The sequence below is a fragment of the Aldersonia sp. NBC_00410 genome (assembly GCF_026342035.1).
In the GTDB taxonomy this organism is placed as follows: domain Bacteria; phylum Actinomycetota; class Actinomycetes; order Mycobacteriales; family Mycobacteriaceae; genus Aldersonia.
On the sequence record NZ_JAPENM010000012.1, the window covers coordinates 47,469 to 64,710 of the forward strand.

General features: G+C 67.6%; 14 protein-coding genes. 10 read left to right on the forward strand and 4 right to left on the reverse strand.

What is annotated here, in order from left to right; all coding sequences use genetic code 11:
* Positions 1-99 precede the first annotated feature (99 nt).
* The 4 genes from OG921_RS23370 (at position 100) to gatB (ending at position 4,673) form a co-directional block, all read left to right on the forward strand.
* Positions 100-1,302, forward strand: coding sequence for a sensor histidine kinase (locus OG921_RS23370; RefSeq protein WP_266114945.1), 1,203 nt, complete (start codon positions 100-102; stop codon positions 1,300-1,302).
* 9 nt (positions 1,303-1,311) lie between these two features.
* Entirely contained in the window at positions 1,312-1,974 is a 663-nt protein-coding gene (locus tag OG921_RS23375; protein ID WP_266114946.1) for a response regulator transcription factor, read from the forward strand.
* A gap of 116 nt (positions 1,975-2,090) precedes the next feature.
* Complete coding sequence (locus tag OG921_RS23380; RefSeq protein WP_266114947.1) at positions 2,091-3,122, forward strand: ATP-dependent 6-phosphofructokinase; 1,032 nt, start codon at positions 2,091-2,093, stop codon at positions 3,120-3,122.
* 45 nt (positions 3,123-3,167) lie between these two features.
* Entirely contained in the window at positions 3,168-4,673 is a 1,506-nt protein-coding gene (gene gatB / locus OG921_RS23385) for an Asp-tRNA(Asn)/Glu-tRNA(Gln) amidotransferase subunit GatB (RefSeq protein ID WP_266114948.1), read from the forward strand.
* An 85-nt stretch (positions 4,674-4,758) separates the two neighbouring features.
* On the opposite strand, the gene OG921_RS23390 is transcribed toward gatB, so the two are convergent.
* Positions 4,759-5,895, reverse strand: a complete 1,137-nt coding sequence (locus OG921_RS23390) for a sorbosone dehydrogenase family protein (RefSeq protein ID WP_266114949.1) — start codon at positions 5,893-5,895, stop codon at positions 4,759-4,761.
* Between the two features lie 116 nt (positions 5,896-6,011).
* On the opposite strand from OG921_RS23390, the gene OG921_RS23395 reads away from it, so the two are divergent.
* A complete protein-coding gene (locus OG921_RS23395; protein ID WP_266114951.1) occupies positions 6,012-6,878 on the forward strand; it encodes a DoxX family protein in 867 nt (288 codons plus the stop codon).
* A gap of 64 nt (positions 6,879-6,942) precedes the next feature.
* Here the strand turns inward: OG921_RS23395 and OG921_RS23400 are convergent, their stop codons facing one another.
* From OG921_RS23400 to OG921_RS23410, 3 genes are all read right to left on the reverse strand, one after another.
* Positions 6,943-7,872 (reverse strand): hypothetical protein, encoded by a 930-nt coding sequence (locus tag OG921_RS23400; RefSeq protein ID WP_266114952.1) that lies wholly within the window; start codon positions 7,870-7,872, stop codon positions 6,943-6,945.
* 159 nt (positions 7,873-8,031) lie between these two features.
* A complete protein-coding gene (gene ilvD / locus OG921_RS23405) occupies positions 8,032-9,873 on the reverse strand; it encodes a dihydroxy-acid dehydratase (RefSeq protein WP_266115063.1) in 1,842 nt (613 codons plus the stop codon).
* 120 nt (positions 9,874-9,993) lie between these two features.
* Positions 9,994-10,548 carry a PH domain-containing protein gene (locus tag OG921_RS23410; RefSeq protein ID WP_266114953.1) on the reverse strand — a complete coding sequence of 185 codons (555 nt, stop codon included), beginning with the start codon at positions 10,546-10,548 and terminating at the stop codon, positions 9,994-9,996.
* 269 nt (positions 10,549-10,817) lie between these two features.
* Here OG921_RS23410 and OG921_RS23415 point away from each other — a divergent pair, with 269 nt between their 5' ends.
* The 5 genes from OG921_RS23415 (at position 10,818) to OG921_RS23435 (ending at position 17,242) form a co-directional block, all read left to right on the forward strand.
* Positions 10,818-12,770 carry an acetolactate synthase large subunit gene (locus tag OG921_RS23415; RefSeq protein ID WP_266114954.1) on the forward strand — a complete coding sequence of 651 codons (1,953 nt, stop codon included), beginning with the start codon at positions 10,818-10,820 and terminating at the stop codon, positions 12,768-12,770.
* Positions 12,767-13,270, forward strand: a complete 504-nt coding sequence (ilvN, locus tag OG921_RS23420; RefSeq protein ID WP_266114955.1) for an acetolactate synthase small subunit — start codon at positions 12,767-12,769, stop codon at positions 13,268-13,270. Before OG921_RS23415 ends, ilvN begins: the two co-directional genes overlap by 4 nt.
* 89 nt (positions 13,271-13,359) lie before the next feature.
* Positions 13,360-14,361, forward strand: a complete 1,002-nt coding sequence (gene ilvC, locus OG921_RS23425; protein WP_266115064.1) for a ketol-acid reductoisomerase — start codon at positions 13,360-13,362, stop codon at positions 14,359-14,361.
* 231 nt (positions 14,362-14,592) lie between these two features.
* The gene (gene serA / locus OG921_RS23430; RefSeq protein WP_266114956.1) at positions 14,593-16,185 is read left to right on the forward strand and encodes a phosphoglycerate dehydrogenase; all 1,593 of its coding nucleotides are present in this window, start codon (positions 14,593-14,595) and stop codon (positions 16,183-16,185) included.
* Positions 16,186-16,231: 46 nt separating this feature from the next.
* Entirely contained in the window at positions 16,232-17,242 is a 1,011-nt protein-coding gene (locus tag OG921_RS23435) for a 3-isopropylmalate dehydrogenase (RefSeq protein ID WP_266114957.1), read from the forward strand.

The window sequence follows — 17,242 nt, forward strand, 5'->3', positions numbered from 1 at the left end:
GAGCCACAATCTCACTCCGCAGTATGAGGACATTCCGTGCCCGAGGTTTCTAGTGTCTATCGGGTGAGCAAGACGAAGAAACCGAGGACGCGTCGACTGATGGCGGTGATGTTAGCGCCCCTGCTGCGGCTGCCGCCTGCGGCGCGCGTGGACCTGTTGCTGGTCCTCGTCGGTGCCATTCTGTACTCGATCGCGTGGCCGACACTGCATGTGACCCACGACGTTCCGGCCGCGGTGCAGCCGATGATCGCCGCGCTCGCGGCGTGGCCGATCGTGCTCGCCCGCGCGAATCCGGCGCTCGGCTGGGCTATTTCGGCGGCGGGCGCGCTGGTGATTCCGATGACGTTCGACACGGTCGGGGGGTATCACATCCCCTGGCAAGTGGTGCATGTGCTGGTGCTGATGGTGCTGTTGCTGGTCGTGAGTGCGCGGTCCCCGCTGCCCGCGGTGGTCGTGGCGTGGCTGACCACGGTGCTGCTGTTCGTCGTCTTCGTGCCCGGACAGGATGGCCGCGGCTGGGCGGTCGGCCTGACCGTGCTCGTCGTGTTCGGCCTGCTGGTCCGCTGGTTGGTGTCGTCGCGGCTCGAGCTGGCCGAGCAGGAGGAAGCGGCCGATGTCGAACGGGCCCGGCGCGCTGTGCTGGAGGAGCGGGCCCAGATCGCGCGTGACCTGCACGACATCGTCGCGCACCACATGTCACTGGTCGTGGTGCAGGCCCAGAGCGCCCCATACCGGATCGACGGTCTCTCCGCCGAGGTCACCGCGGAGTTCGAGTCGATCGGGGCCACCGCGCGCGCCGCGCTCAACGAGGTCCGCGGGATGCTTGGCGTGCTGCGCAGCGACGGGCAGGTCGCCGAGTACGCGCCGCTGCCCGGCATCGACGGAATCGACGAGCTGATCGAGAACAGCCGCCGCGCAGGCTTGGTCGTGACGGTGGAACGCGATGCGCTGCCACATGATCCATCGGAGGCAACCGGACTGGTGCTCTACCGGATCCTGCAGGAGTCGTTGTCCAACGCGGCACGGCATGCCCCGGGTGCGTCCGTGCGGGTCCGGCTCGTCGGGTCCGACACCGAGGTGGCCCTGACCGTGACCAACGATCCCTCCGGTGCGGCGGCGGCCGCCGAGAACCGCACGGGCGGTCACGGGATCATCGGAATGCGGGATCGTGCGACATCGGTCGGCGGCACCGTGACCACCGGTGCCACGATCGACGGCGGTTTCGCCGTCCGTGCCGTCCTCCCGCTCACGGTCGCCCCGGGGACCCATGTGCTTTCGGTGGCGAACATCGCCCCGGCCTAGGGTGGCCGGGTGCCCATCACGGTTTTCATAGCCGACGATCAGGCGATGGTGCGGCAGGGCTTCGGAGCACTGCTGGCCGCGCAACCGGATATCAGCGTCGTCGGTGACGCCCCGGACGGGAAGACCGCCGTCGCGGAAGTCGCGCGCCTGCGACCCGATGTGGTCCTGATGGACGTGCGGATGCCCGAGATGAACGGACTCGACGCCGCGGAGCGCATCCTGGCGGCGTCACTCGATCCGCCGATCCGGGTGCTGATGCTCACCACGTTCGACGTGGACGACTACGTCTATCGGGCACTGCGCATGGGTGCGAGCGGCTTCATGCTCAAGGACGCGCCGGCCGACGAACTGGTCCGCGCGGTGCGTGTGGTGGCACGCGGTGATGCGTTGCTTGCGCCGACGGTCACCCGTCGGCTCATCTCCGATGTCGTTCGCCGACGGATGCCGCAACGTGCCGCGCCGGCCGCGCTGGCCGCCCTGACGCCGCGGGAACGCGAGGTGCTCGAGCTGATTGCCCGTGGCATGTCGAATTCCGAAATAGCCGAGGCGCTCTTCGTCGCAGAGCAGACCGTCAAGACACATGTCGGCAAGGTGCTCTCGAAACTTGCGCTGCGCGATCGAGCCCAGGCGGTGGTCCTTGCCTATGAGACCGGGGTCGTAACCCCGGGGTGAGACATCCGTAAATCGGCAGCCTGCCGATGTAGCGGGCACGACCACCGGATTAGCGGCAAGATGGGCTTCGGACCAGAAAATATTCGGACCAAAGACTTCCGGCGCGAGGGGTAGCAATGCGAATCGGAGTGCTCACCGGTGGCGGCGACTGCCCCGGGCTGAACGCGGTGATCCGAGCGGTGGTGCGCACGGCGAGCGCCCGCTACGGCGATACGATCGTCGGCTTCCAGGACGGTTGGCGCGGGCTGCTGGAGGACCGCAAGATCCAGATTCAGAACGACGACCGCATCGACCGTCTGCTCACGAAGGGCGGCACGATGCTCGGCACCGCACGCGTGAATCCGGACAAGTTGAAGGCCGGGCTCGATCAGATCAGGCAGACGCTCGACGACAACGGGATCGACGTGCTCATCCCGATCGGCGGCGAAGGCACGTTGACCGCGGCGCATTGGCTCGCCGAGGAAGGCGTAGCCGTCGTCGGTGTACCCAAGACGATCGACAACGACATCGACTGCACCGACGTCACTTTCGGCCATGACACGGCCTTGCAGATCGCCACCGATGCGATCGACCGGCTGCACAGCACCGCCGAGTCGCATCAACGCGTGATGCTTGTCGAGGTGATGGGCCGGCACGCGGGATGGATCGCGGTGAACGCCGGGCTCGCGTCGGGTGCGCACATGACGCTCATCCCGGAGGTCCCGTTCGACGTGGACGAGGTCTGCCGGCTCATCAAGCGCCGGTTCCAGAACGGGCTGTCGCACTTCATCTGTGTCGTTGCGGAGGGATCGCATCCCGACCCGTCGTCGATGCAGCTGCGTGAAGGCGGCATCGACGAGTTCGGGCACGAGCGGTTCACCGGCGTGGCCCAGCAACTCGGGGTCGAGATCGAGCGGCGGATCAACAAGGAAGTGCGCACGACGGTGCTCGGGCACGTGCAGCGCGGCGGGACACCGACCGCCTACGACCGGGTGCTTGCCACCCGATTCGGGGTCAACGCCGTGGACGCCGCGCACGCGGGCGAATTCGGCAAGATGGTGTCCTTGCGCGGCACCGAGATCGGCCTCGTCGACCTCGGCGAGGCGACCCGCCAACTCAAGCGAGTCCCGCAGACTCGCTACCAGGACGCCGCGGCGTTCTTCGGCTGACGGGGTGGCTCCACGGGCCCTTCTGTTGCCGTCCATAATTGGCCTATGACCGCTGTGACCGCCGATCTGGTCGACTACGCCGACGTCCTTGCCACCTACGAGCCCGTGCTCGGCATGGAGGTGCACGTCGAGCTCGGCACGACGACCAAGATGTTTTGCGGATGCTCGACCACGTTCGGTGCCGAGCCGAACACCCAGGTCTGCCCGGTGTGCCTCGGGCTGCCCGGCTCGCTGCCGGTGGTCAACCAGGTCGCGGTCGAATCGGCGGTGCGGATCGGGCTCGCGCTGAACTGCGCCATCACCCCATGGGGGCGGTTCGCGCGGAAGAACTACTTCTACCCGGACCAGCCGAAGAACTATCAGATCTCGCAGTACGACGAGCCGATCGCGACCAACGGCTACCTGGACGTGCTGCTCGACGACGGCAGCACCTTCCGCGTCGAGATCGAACGCGCGCACATGGAGGAGGACACCGGTAAGTCGCTGCACGTCGGCGGCGCGACCGGACGCATCCACGGCGCGAGCCACTCGCTGCTCGACTACAACCGGGCCGGGGTACCGCTGATCGAGATCGTCACCAAGCCCGTCACCGGAACCGGTGAGCGTGCCCCCGAGGTGGCCCGCGCCTATGTGACTGCGCTGCGTGATCTGCTCAAGGCACTCGGCGTCTCGGACGTGAAGATGGAGCAGGGCTCGCTGCGCTGCGACGCCAACGTTTCGCTGATGCCGATCGGCGCCGCCGAGTTCGGCACCCGCACCGAGACCAAGAACGTCAACTCGCTGCGCAGCGTCGAGACCGCGGTGCGCTACGAGATGCGTCGGCAGGCCGCGGTCCTGCAGTCCGGCGGGACCGTGATTCAGGAAACCCGGCATTTCCAGGAGGCCGACGGCACCACCTCGCCCGGCCGGCGCAAGGAGACCGCGGAGGACTACCGCTACTTCCCGGAGCCCGACCTCGAACCGATCGCGCCCGACCCCGAGTGGGTCGACCGGCTGCGCGCCACGATCCCGGAGCTGCCGTGGCTGCGCCGCGCGCGCATCCAGGCCGATTGGGAGATCTCCGACGAGGTGATGCGCGACCTGCTCAACGCGGGCGCACTCGATCTGATCATCGCCACCGTCGATGCGGGCGCGCCGGCCAAGGAAGCACGCTCCTGGTGGGTCGCCTACCTGACCGAGAAGGCCAACGAGCGCGAGATCGAGCTCGAGCAGTTGCCGATCACTCCCGCCCAGGTCGCGCAGGTGATCGATCTCGTCGCGACCGGCAAGGTCACCAACAAGACCGCGCGTCAGGTGATCGACGGTGTGCTGGCCGGTGAGGGCGACCCGGCCGAGGTCGTCGAATCCCGCTCGCTCGGCAAAGTGAGCGACGAGGGCGCGCTCAAGAGCGAGGTCGAGAAGGCGCTGGCCGCCAACCCCGATATCGCCGACAAGATCCGCAGCGGCAAGGTGCAAGCAGCGGGCAAGATCGTCGGCGACGTCATGAAGGCCACGCGCGGCCAGGCCGATGCGGCTCGGGTGCGCGAACTCGTCCTCGAAGCCTGTGGATAACCGCGCTCAATTTCCGGAGTGAACGGAAGCGTTCACTCCGCCTAACGCACCAAATCTTCCATTCACCCCTTCGGCGGGTTGTGGATTAGTCGGTGCCGCCGCCGTTCTGCGGGATCGGGATCCGGATCACGCGATCGTCGTTCGGGCCTGGGACACCGCCGTCCTTATTGACGGTGGAGGCCCACAGGATGCCGTCCGCGCCCACCGCCGCGCCGTTGAGGCGGCCATAGCGGTCCTGCACGATCAGCGACGGTGCTGCGGTGACCGACCCGTTGTTCGGGTCCACCGAGACGAGCGCGAGCGCCTTCCCGCCGTTCAACGCCACGGCGACGGTGTCGCCGCCCGCCGCGCAGCCGGCGACGCCGGGGCGGTCGGGCCAGGTCCACACCGGTGAGGACACGACACCGTCGGCGCCGATCCGCTGCAACCGGTCCTCGGTCGCGGTGCGGTCGGTGACCCAGATGGTCCCACCCGCTTCGGTGCACACGTCACCGGCGGTGCCGATCCCGGACAGCGTGATCTGAGGTGGCGGGGTCGCGCCCGGCATCGGCGAATTCACCCTCAGTACCTTGCCGGCGAGCGACGCGGGATCGGTTGCCGCAGTGGGTGATCCGGTGTCTCCGGTGATGACGACCAGCTGGTCGCGGGCGACGAAATCCAGCGCGCCGCGATTGCCGGTCGCCCCCTTGGGGATTCCGGTCAGTACATCCTTGGGCACGTCACCGGGCGCGATCCGGACAATCCGATTGTCTGTTTCGGTGGTGATGTAGGCATAGATCAAGCCGTCCTCGATGAAGGTCGGAGACAGCGCGATATCGAGCAGTCCGCCGTCGGAGGAGGCATCCACGTCGAGTGCCGCGATCTCCCGCGGCGCCTGCCCCTGCGTGACCTGAAGCAACCGCCCGGTCCGCCGCTCGGCGACGAGCGCCGAGTTCCCGTCCGGCAGCACAACGAGACCGCTCGTGCTGTCCAGGCAGGTGGCGACGACGTTCGGGTCGGGATCGATACACGGGCCGGTGGCCTGTCTCGGCGGCGTTGTGGTGGTCGGTGGCAGCGTCGGCTCGCCGGGCTTCACCTCGGCGCCGTTGCTGAAACTCGGCTCCGGGCTGAACGGCGTGGAGGCCGAATCATCGAATCGTGCACATCCGGACGCGAGCAGCGCCGACCCCAGTGCGATCGCACATGCAACCCGGCGCCACCGCGGCGCCGCCCCAAGCCTCATGGTGCAGACGTTACGGAAATCGGCTCGCCGGTGCTCGGAGGGGGTGGCGGGAACTGCCGGGGACGCGCCGCGCACAATTCCCGGTCCGACCCGCTATCCGCCCTACGCTCATGTTTGTGAGCGACGAGCCTTCGAACCAGACGTCTCGGCCCGGGCGCGCGTCGAGTCCGTACGACGAGCCGACCGAGCAGATCCCGGTGCAGCACGGGCAGACGAGCGTTCCGCGCTCGGACGACGATCTCGGTCCCGACCCGAGCCAGACGCCGGCCTACAAGCCGACCGGGCAGTCACCGTCGGCGCATCCGACCGAGCAGCTGCCGACCTATTCCGCCGAGAACACCGGCTACACCGGGGAAAACCCCGCCGCGCAGCCGCGCACCTATGCCTTCGCCGGCCCGGCCGGACAACCGACCGAGACCGGCCCCATCGCCGAGCCCGCGCCGGAGCAGTATCGCGACGAGCCACCGCGGCGCGGCACCACCGACCTGGGTTTGCTGGTCCTGCGCGTCACCATCGGTGCGGTGTTTTTCATGCATGGTCTGCAGAAGCTCACCGGCTGGTGGGGCGGCCCCGGGCTGGATGGCATCGAGTCGATGATGGACCGGGGCGGTTGGGATCAGCCGCTCGCCACCGGAGTACTGCTGATGGTCGGTGAGATCGCCGGCGGTGCGTTGCTGATCCTCGGCCTCGCTTCGCCCCTCGCAGCGGGCGCGTTGCTGGCCATCGGGATCGACGCGTGGCTGTTCCGCCAGGTCGCCTCACCCGGGTTGCAATACTTCAACCCGGACGGGCCCGAGCTCGAATCGGTGCTGGTAGCCGCGACGACCTCGATCATCCTCACCGGACCCGGCCGGATCTCGCTGGACGGTGGGCGCGGCTGGGCGACGCGGCCGGCGTTCGGTTCGTTCTTCGTGCTGCTGCTCGCGGTCGCCGCGGCCACCTGCACGTGGGTCTTCCTGCACGGCGGCAACCCGTTCATCTGATCGCGCACCGCGATCACAGTTCGCGCACCCTGCACGGGGCGCGGAGCGGGGTGGAGGTGCGCGCTCATCTGCTGCCGAGCGTGAATGCGCTACGCAGGCGCTGCACGACTACAGACGGATGGTCGAGTTCCGGCCATGTCCAGCGGGCAACGGCTGCGCCCGTCGCCCGCAGCGCATCCTCGCGGAGTTTTTCCCGGCGGACCGCATCCGCACTCGTCTCGCCGGGGCGCAGATAGCGTGTGTATTTGCCCATTCCGTCGAACTCGCCGACGGTGTGGTGCTGCTCGACGTAGAAGTCGACGCGGCCGAGGCGCCTCCCGGTGTGCGCACGGATAACGCGTTGCAGATCGGGTTTGGGCAACCCGTGGGTGTGCATCAGCACGCGGCTACGTGATTCGCCCACCGATTCGCTGCGCCCGTCGGCGAAGGCGACCACGCGTCGCGCCCGCGGAATGCCGCGCCGCGCGGCGCCGAGCACAATCGCCACGCAGAGCTCGTCGTTGGTCACGAGTTCGCGTTGCAGGGCGGAATCAGCCGTGACGACCGCGGTCTCGAACGGTGCGGTCCGAGCGATATCGATGATGGTTCGCGCGACCGAAGTAACCGCGATGCCGTCCGTCGTCCGGACGACGTCGTCGGCCGCCAGCGGCGCGGTGTGCACGTGACGACGGCGCACGATCCGCCCACCGGAGGACGCATCGAGGGTCAGGTGCACGCGGTGTAGCGGCAGGTTCCACACCGCGATCCCGTGTAGAACCGCGGCCGAAGCGTGGCTCACGACTGCTTGCGCATCCGACGTCGCGACAGTCGCCTCGATGAGCAGACGATGTTGCGACTCGACATCCATCGCATCGACGAGTGCGGTCCTGGCATACACGCCACGGCGAACGAGTTGCAGCACACCGGATTGCCGAGCGCGTTCGAGTTCACCGGGGGTGTATCCGCGGGCAAGGGCTTGTCGGCGGTGCAGGAGACGCTCGGGCTCGGGATCCATGGATCGAGCTTGACCTGCCGTGGTCTTACCGGGTGCGGTCCAAGCGATGCGCTGTGGATGAACGCGTGCGTGTGGACTACCGGCTCACCGCGCACCACGACCCAGGTTCGCGCACCCTGCAGGGTGCGCGAACCGGGGAGAAGGTGCGCGCTGAGCCGCCTACGGCACGTACCGGACGGCGCCCTTGTCGGCGGAGGTTGCGAGTGCGGCGTAGGCCCGCAGCGCGGTGGTGACGCTGCGCTGCCGGTCCACCGGCTGCCACGGCCGCTCCCGGGTTTCCATCTTGGCGCGCCGCTCGGCGAGCACCGCGTCGTCCACGAGCACCTCGAGCGCGCGGGTCGCGACATCGATGCGGATCTGGTCACCGTTCTCGACGAGCCCGATCACACCGCCGGACGCGGCTTCGGGGGAGATGTGGCCGATCGACAAGCCCGATGTCCCACCGGAGAACCGGCCGTCGGTGATCAGCGCGCACACCTTGCCAAGGCCCGCACCCTTGAGAAATGCGGTGGGGTGCAGCATTTCCTGCATGCCGGGACCGCCCCTGGGGCCTTCGTAGCGCACGACGATCACATCGCCGGGCTTGATCTGCTTGTTCAGGATGACCGAGACCGCTTCCTCCTGGGATTCCACGACGACCGCCGGACCCTGGAAGGAAAACAGATCCTCGTCGATGCCCGCGGTCTTGAGGATAGCGCCGTCCACGGCGATATTGCCGCGCAGCACGCACAGGCCGCCCTCGACGGTGTAGGCGTGCTCGAGGTCGCGGATGCACCCGCCCGCGGCGTCGGTGTCGAGCGAGCTCCATCGGTTCTGCGTGGAGAACGGCTCGGTGGTGCGCACGCCACCGGGGGCGGCGTGGAACAGCTCGATCGCCTCTTCGGACGCCTTGCCGGAGCGGATGTCCCAGGTGTCGAGCCATTCGTCGAAGCTCGCGGTATGGACCGTGCTGACGTCGGTTTCGAGCAGGCCCGCGCGGCGCAGCTCGCCCAGGATTGCGGGAATTCCGCCTGCGCGGTGCACGTCCTCCATGTGGTAGTCGGAGTTCGGCGACACCTTGCTCAGGCACGGCACGCTGCGGCTGATCTCGTCGATCGTCTCGAGATCGAAGTCGATTTCACCCTCCTGCGCGGCGGCGAGCGTGTGCAGCACGGTGTTCGTGGATCCGCCCATCGCCACGTCGAGCGCCATCGCGTTGCGGAACGCTTTGGGGGAGGCAATGTTGCGGGGTAGCACCGACTCGTCGCCGTCGCGGTACCAGCGCAGCGCCGCCTCGACCACGGCGGTTCCTGCGCGGCTGAACAGCGCGCGCCGGGCAGCGTGCGTGGCGAGGGTGGAACCGTTGCCGGGCAGTGCGAGTCCGAGCGCCTCGGTGAGACAGTTCATCGAGTTCGCGGTGAACATGCCCGAGCACGAGCCACACGTGGGGCAGGCGCTGCGCTCGACCTCGTCGAGACCCTCCTCGCTGACCGAATCGTTGGCCGACGCCGAGATCGCGGTGATCAGGTCGGTCGGGGCCTGCGCGACGCCGCCGACGACGACCGCCTTGCCTGCCTCCATCGGGCCGCCGGAAACGAAGACGGTCGGAACATTCAGGCGCATAGCGGCATTGAGCATGCCGGGTGTGATCTTGTCGCAGTTGGAGATGCAGACCAGTGCGTCCGCGGTGTGCGCGTTGACCATGTATTCGACCGAGTCGGCAATGATTTCGCGGCTCGGCAGCGAATAGAGCATGCCGCCGTGGCCCATGGCGATCCCGTCATCGACGGCGATGGTGTGGAATTCGCGTGGCACACCGCCCGCGGCGCGGACCGCTTCTGCGACGATCTCGCCGACGTCCTTGAGATGGACATGGCCGGGCACGAATTGGGTGTAGGAGTTCGCGATCGCGACGATGGGCTTGCCGAAGTCCGAGTCCGTCATGCCGGTGGCGCGCCAGAGTGCGCGGGCGCCGGCAGCGTTGCGGCCCACTGTCGTGGTGCGCGAACGCAGGCGGGGCAGCGAGGCATTCGAGGACAGGGGTGCGTTCGAGGGCTGCGAGGACATGCGACTTCCTTGGACCATCGGGGCTGGAGTGTCCGGCAAACACGTGCCGAACGTCATGGCGAGCTCGGCTCGATGTTACTCGGCGGAGCCGTTGCGGCTGGATTCGGCCGACTGCTCTGCGGTGCCGTCCGCCGGTTCGGCGATGTCGGGCTCGGTGGGGAGCGGCGCGAGGTACGGGTCGGGGATCCGCCCACCGGACGCGGCGGCGAGCTCGCGCAGCCGGTCGAATCCGACGGCGGGCAACGTCACCTCGGTGCCGTCCTTCAGGTGTGCTCGAGCCCACCCGTGCTTGGGGAACCGGACGCCTTCGACGTCGGTCCAGGCCACCGAGCGGGAGCCAAGTGCACTGCGTAGTTCGAGGCCCTCCTCGGTGAGGACGGTGCGGCTGCGCACCACCCACACCGTGACGCCGATCGGGAAGATCAGCAGCCAGCCGAAGCCCGCGGGCCAGCCGATCACCGGGAAGCTGACGCTGATGAACAGCATCAGAACAGCGAGGTAGGCGAGCTTGGGAATCCGAATGACGTAGCGGCGCGCGGTGGGCGGTGCGGCCCGGTCGCCACCGCTGGTGGCGGTATTGTCTGCGCCGTCGCCGACGGGGGAGGATTGCGGATGTTGCGGTGTTGACACGGGACCATCTTCGCACTACGCACGATCGTTCCCACATTTTGGGATGCGGGGGTAGCGAGTTTGACTCTGCGGTAATCCGCCGAATACCGTCGTGTGCGTGTACCGAAATGAGTTGCTCGTAATCGGCAGGCGCGTCGCCGCCTGAGCCGATACTTTCAGCTCTTCGCCCGACGCGCCACCCTCGATCAGCCAACCGCTGACGAGGGTTTTTTGTTGTGTCGAGGCATTTGGCACGAATGAGGAACCCACGCGATCCGTAAGGAAGCACAGTGAGCGCACCAACCGCCCGGCCCGGGCCGTCGACCCAGCGGTCGGCAGCACAGGCCAGCCAGTCGAATCCGGCGGCTCCTGCCGCACCGACGCAGACCCGTCGCCAGCTCGCCCCCGAGCAGGTCACCGGCGCGCAATCGGTTGTTCGCGCGCTCGAGGAGCTCGACGTCGACACCGTTTTCGGGATTCCTGGCGGCGCAGTACTGCCGGTCTACGACCCGCTGTTCGATTCGGTCAAGGTGCGGCACGTCCTCGTCCGCCATGAGCAGGGCGCCGGCCATGCGGCGACCGGCTACGCGCAGGCGACCGGCAAGGTCGGCGTGTGCATGGCGACCTCGGGTCCCGGCGCGACGAACCTGGTCACCCCACTCGCAGACGCGCAGATGGACTCGGTGCCGATTGTGGCGATCACCGGCCAGGTGGGTCGTGCGCTGATCGGAACCGACGCGTTCCAGGAAGCCGACATCTCGGGCATCACCATGCCTGTCACCAAGCACAACTTCCTCGTCACCGACGGTGCCGACATCCCGCGCATCATGGCGGAGGCGTTCCATATCGCTGCGACCGGACGCCCGGGCGCCGTGCTCGTGGACATCCCGAAAGACGTGCTGCAGGCGCAGACCACGTTCAGCTGGCCGCCGGAGATGCGGCTGCCCGGTTACCGCCCGGTGACCAAGCCGCACGGCAAGCAGGTGCGCGAGGCCGCCCGGATGATCATGGCCGCGAAGGCCCCCGTCCTGTACGTCGGCGGCGGTGTGATCAAGGCGGATGCGTCCGAGCAGCTGCGCGAGCTCGCGGAGCTCACCGGAATCCCGGTGGTGACGACGCTGATGGCGCGCGGATCCTTCCCCGACACGCACCAGCTCAACCTGGGCATGCCCGGCATGCACGGCACCGTCGCTGCCGTTGCGGCGCTGCAGAAGAGCGATCTGCTCATCACCCTCGGTGCCCGCTTCGACGACCGTGTCACCGGCCGGCTCGACTCGTTCGCACCGGGCGCCAAGGTGATTCACGCCGATATCGACCCGGCCGAGATCGGCAAGAACCGCAAGGCCGATGTCCCGATCGTGGGTGACTGCGGCGAGGTGATCGCGGAGCTGATCGAGGCGATCCGCAACGAGCAGGCCGCAAATGCACGGATCGATATCGCGAAGTGGTGGGACTACCTCGACGGCATCCGACGCACCTACCCGCTGGCCTACGACCGGCCTACCGACGGGTCGCTCTCGCCCGAATACGTCATCCAGGCGGTCGGCCGGCTCGGCGGACCGGACGCGATCTACTGCGCCGGCGTCGGACAGCACCAGATGTGGGCCGCACAGTTCATCGATTACGAGAAGCCACGCACCTGGCTCAACTCGGGCGGTCTCGGCACCATGGGATATGCGGTCCCCGCCGCGATGGGCGCCAAGATGGGCAAGCCCGACACCGAGGTCTGGGCCATCGACGGCGACGGCTGCTTCCAGATGACCAACCAGGAGCTGGCCACCTGCGCGGTGGAGGGCGTGCCGATCAAGGTCGCGCTGATCAACAACGGCAACCTCGGCATGGTCCGGCAGTGGCAGACGCTGTTCTACGAGAAGCGCTACTCCAACACCAACCTCGGCACGCACGGTCAGGTCCGCATCCCGGACTTCGTCAAGCTCGCGGAAGCCTTGGGCTGCCACGGAATTCGCGTGGAGCGCGAGGAAGACGTGGAGGCCGCGATCCGCGAGGCGCAGTCGATCACCGACCGCCCGGTGGTCATCGACTTCATCGTCGGTGCCGACGCCCAGGTGTGGCCGATGGTCGCCGCAGGCACCAGCAACGACGAGATTCAGGCCGCGCGCGGCATCCGTCCGCTGTTCGACGAGGACGAGACCGCCGCCGAACCTGCGGTGATCCACGAGGCGATGGACAACGCCCAGAATGCCGCGCCGCGCAACGGCGCCGCGAAGGAGGACGCTCAGTGAGCACCACGCACACCCTGAGTGTGCTCGTCGAGGACAAGCCGGGCGTGCTCGCGCGCGTTGCGTCGTTGTTCTCCCGGCGCGGATTCAACATCGAGTCACTGGCCGTGGGCGGCACCGAGATTCCGTCGATCTCGCGCATGACGATCGTCGTCACCGTTGAGGATCTCCCGCTCGAGCAGGTCACCAAGCAGCTCAACAAGCTGGTCAACGTGATCAAGATCGTCGAGCAGGACGAGGACACCTCGGTCGCTCGCGAACTGATCCTGGTCAAGGTCCGGGCCGATGCAAGTGTGCGGACCCAGGTGATCGAGGCGGCAACACTGTTCCGCGCCAAGGTCATCGACGTTTCACCCGACGCGTTGACCATCGAGGCGACCGGAACTCGGTCGAAGCTCGAGGCGCTGCTGCGGATGGTCGAGCCCTACGGTATCCGCGAAATAGTGCAGTCCGGTGTCGTGGCGGTTGGCCGCGGGCACAAGTCCATTACGGCGAACCGCTAAATGTCGGCGAAATAGCCATAACTACAAACGCTTTCGACAATTCGAAGAGCCGAAGGCAAAGAAGAAGGGAACTACCAGTGGCAGTCGAGATGTTCTACGACGACGATGCCGACCTGTCGATCATTCAGGGCCGCAAGGTCGCTGTCATCGGCTACGGCAGCCAGGGTCACGCGCACTCGCTGAGCCTGCGCGACTCGGGTGTCGAGGTGAAGATCGGCCTCAAGGAAGGCTCGAAGTCGCGGGCGAAGGCCGAGGAGCAGGGCCTGGCCGTCGGAACTCCTGCCGAGGTTTCCGAGTGGGCCGACGTCATCATGCTGCTCGCCCCGGACACGGCGCAGGCGGGCATCTTCTCCAACGAGATCGAGCCGAACCTGAAGGACGGCGACGCGCTGTTCTTCGGCCATGGCCTCAACATCCACTTCAAGCTGATCGAGGCACCGGCCAACGTCACCGTCGGCATGGTCGCCCCGAAGGGCCCGGGCCACTTGGTGCGTCGCCAGTTCGTCGACGGCAAGGGCGTTCCCGCGCTCATCGCCATCGACCAGGACCCGAAGGGTGAGGGCCAGGCGCTCGCGCTGTCCTACGCCAAGGGCATCGGCGGCACCCGCGCAGGCGTCATCAAGACCACCTTCAAGGAAGAGACCGAGACCGACCTGTTCGGCGAGCAGGCCGTGCTCTGCGGTGGCACCGAGGAACTGGTCAAGACCGGTTTCGAGGTCATGGTCGAGGCCGGCTACGCACCGGAGATGGCCTACTTCGAGGTGCTGCACGAGCTCAAGCTGATCGTCGACCTCATGTACGAGGGCGGCATCGCGCGGATGAACTACTCGGTTTCCGACACCGCCGAGTTCGGTGGCTACCTGTCGGGACCGCGCGTCATCGACGCCGGCACCAAGGAGCGGATGAAGGCGATCCTGGCCGACATCCAGTCCGGTGAGTTCACCAAGCGCCTCGTCGCCAACGTCGAGAACGGCAACACCGAGCTCGAGGGCCTGCGCAAGGAGAACGCCGAGCACCCGATCGAGGTCACCGGCAAGAAGCTGCGCGACCTGATGAGCTGGGTCGACCGGCCGATCACCGAGACCGCCTGATCGTTCCAATCGCTCGTCGGCCCGGTACCCCGAAGGTGCCGGGCCGACGGCGTTTCACGGTGGCGTCGCACACTTTTTGGTGCCGTGCCGTGCGGAAATTCGCGCGGAAAACCGGAGGCGGTCACTTCGGGCATCGCGCGGGCACTAAACTATGCACGTCGCGGCCCTGTGTGGTGTCAACCCCGGGGCCGTCAACGACCCGCAAGCGCCCCGACCCCAGGAGAATTCTTCGTGAGCCAGAACGGCCGTCCCATTGTTCTGATCGCCGACAAACTGGCGCAGTCGACCGTCGACGCGCTCGGTGACGGTGTCGAGGTTCGCTGGGTCGACGGTCCGGACCGTCCGGCTCTGCTTGCGGCGGTGCCCGAGGCGGATGCGCTGCTCGTGCGCTCCGCGACCACCGTCGACGCCGAGGTCCTCGCTGCCGCGCCGAACCTGAAGATCATCGGGCGCGCCGGGGTCGGCCTGGACAACGTCGAGATTCCGGCCGCGACCGAGCGTGGCGTGATGGTCGTGAACGCGCCGACCTCCAACATCCACTCCGCCGCCGAGCACGCCGTCTCGCTGCTGCTGTCCACCGCACGACAGATCCCTGCGGCCGACAAGACCCTGCGTGAGCACACCTGGAAGCGGTCGAGCTTCAACGGCACCGAGATCCTCGGCAAGACGGTGGGTGTCGTCGGACTCGGTCGTATCGGTCAGTTGTTCGCGCAGCGTCTCGCCGCGTTCGAGACCTCCATCATCGCCTACGACCCCTACCTGCCTGCCGCGCGTGCAGCGCAGCTCGGCATCGAACTCGTCGACATCGACGAACTGGTCGAGCGCGCCGACTTCATCTCGGTGCACCTGCCGAAGACGAAGGAGACCGCGGGCCTGATCAATGCCGCGCGCCTGGCCAAGGCCAAGGACGGCGTGATTATCGTCAACGCCGCGCGTGGTGGGCTCATCGACGAGGATGCGCTCTACGACGCACTCGTCTCCGGCAAGGTCCGCGCCGCCGGCCTGGACGTGTTCAGCACCGAGCCGTGCACCGACTCGAAGCTGTTCGGACTCGACAACGTCGTAGTGACCCCGCACCTGGGCGCCTCCACCTCCGAGGCGCAGGACCGGGCGGGCACCGATGTCGCCAAGTCCGTACTGCTCGCTCTCGCAGGTGAATTCGTGCCCGATGCGGTGAACGTCTCCGGCGGCCCGGTTGGCGAGGAAGTCGCGCCGTGGCTCGAGCTCGTTCGCAAGCTCGGCCTCATCGCGGGCACCCTCTCACCCGAGGCCGTGCAGAACGTGCAGGTGCTCGCGAGCGGTGAGCTGTCCGCCGAAAACGTCGAGATCCTCGGTCTGGCCGCGCTGCGCGGGTTGTTCTCGGCCAGCAGCGACGAGCCGGTCACCTTTGTCAACGCGCCGCAGCTCGCGGAGCAGCGTGGCGTCACCGTCGAGGTCGAAAAGCACAGCGAGGCTTCGACGCACCGCAGCGCTGTCGAGGTGCGTGCCGTCGCCGCCGACGGCACTGTCACCTCCGTCGCGGGTGCGCTCACCGGTCTGCAGCAGGTGGAGAAGATCGTCAACATCAACGGCCGCAGCTTCGATCTGCGCGCCGAGGGCCACAACCTCGTCGTGCACTACGAGGATCGCCCAGGTGTGCTCGGCACGATCGGCACGGTTCTCGGCAACGCCGGCATCGACATCCAGGCCGCTGCGCTGAGCCAGGACTCCGAGGGCCCGGGCGCCACCATCATCCTGCGGGTCAGCGAGGTCGTTGGCGATGCCGATGTCGCCCTCATCGTCGAGCAGCTCGATTCCCGCGTCGAGCAGGTCGACCTGTCCTGAGGGCAGCCGGACCGACACCGCAGTTGAAAAAGGAAGTGAGACAGCAATGAAGCTCGCGGTCATCGCCGGCGATGGCATCGGTATCGAGGTCACTGCGGAGGCACTCAAGGTGCTGCGCAAGCTCGTTCCCGAGCTCGAGACCACCGAGTACGACCTCGGCGCGCGCCGCTACAACGCGACCGGCGAGCTGCTGCCGGCCGCCGAACTCGCCCAGATCCGCGAGCACGACGCCATCCTGCTCGGCGCGATCGGCGACCCGTCGGTCACGCCGGGCGTGCTCGAACGGGGTCTGTTGCTGAACATGCGGTTCGCGCTCGATCACCACGTCAACCTGCGGCCGTCGCGGCTCTACCCCGGCACGACTTCACCGTTGGCGGGCAACCCGGAGATGGACTTCGTCGTCGTTCGCGAGGGCACCGAGGGCCCGTACACCGGCAACGGCGGCGCGATTCGGGTCGGCACCGACCACGAGATTGCCACCGAGGTGTCGATCAACACCTGGTTCGGCGCCGAGCGTGTCGTGCGCTACGCCTTCGCGCTCGCGCAGACCCGGCGCAGGCATCTGACGCTGATCCACAAGACCAACGTGCTGTCCAATGCCGGTGCCATCTGGACCCGCGCGATCGAGACCGTGGGCGCCGAGTACCCGGATGTCGAGACGTCGTACTGCCACATCGACGCGGCCACCATCTACATGGTCACCAATCCGGCGCGGTTCGACGTGATCGTCACCGACAACCTGTTCGGCGACATCATCACCGACCTGGCGGGTGCGGTGACCGGTGGCATCGGGCTGTCGGCGTCCGGCAATATCGACGCCTCGGGAACTAACCCGTCGATGTTCGAGCCGGTGCACGGCTCGGCGCCCGATATCGCCGGTAAGGGCATCGCCGACCCGACAGCCGCGATCCTGTCCGCTGCGCTGTTGCTGCGCCATCTCGGCCGGGACGAGGACGCGGCGCGCGTCGAGCGTGCCGTCGAGGCCGATCTCGCCACTCGCGGGGACAAGGCCATCGTCACCAGCGAGGTGGGCGACCGGATCGCGGCCGCGGTCTGA

Coding starts and splice junctions, on each gene's coding strand:
- OG921_RS23370 (WP_266114945.1), top strand. CDS start 100: ATGGCGGTGATGTTAGCGCCCCTGCTGCGGCTGCCGCCTGCGGCGCGC.
- OG921_RS23380 (WP_266114947.1), top strand. CDS start 2,091: ATGCGAATCGGAGTGCTCACCGGTGGCGGCGACTGCCCCGGGCTGAAC.
- gatB (WP_266114948.1), top strand. CDS start 3,168: ATGACCGCTGTGACCGCCGATCTGGTCGACTACGCCGACGTCCTTGCC.
- OG921_RS23390 (WP_266114949.1), bottom strand. CDS start 5,895: ATGAGGCTTGGGGCGGCGCCGCGGTGGCGCCGGGTTGCATGTGCGATC.
- OG921_RS23400 (WP_266114952.1), bottom strand. CDS start 7,872: ATGGATCCCGAGCCCGAGCGTCTCCTGCACCGCCGACAAGCCCTTGCC.
- ilvC (WP_266115064.1), top strand. CDS start 13,360: ATGTTCTACGACGACGATGCCGACCTGTCGATCATTCAGGGCCGCAAG.
- OG921_RS23435 (WP_266114957.1), top strand. CDS start 16,232: ATGAAGCTCGCGGTCATCGCCGGCGATGGCATCGGTATCGAGGTCACT.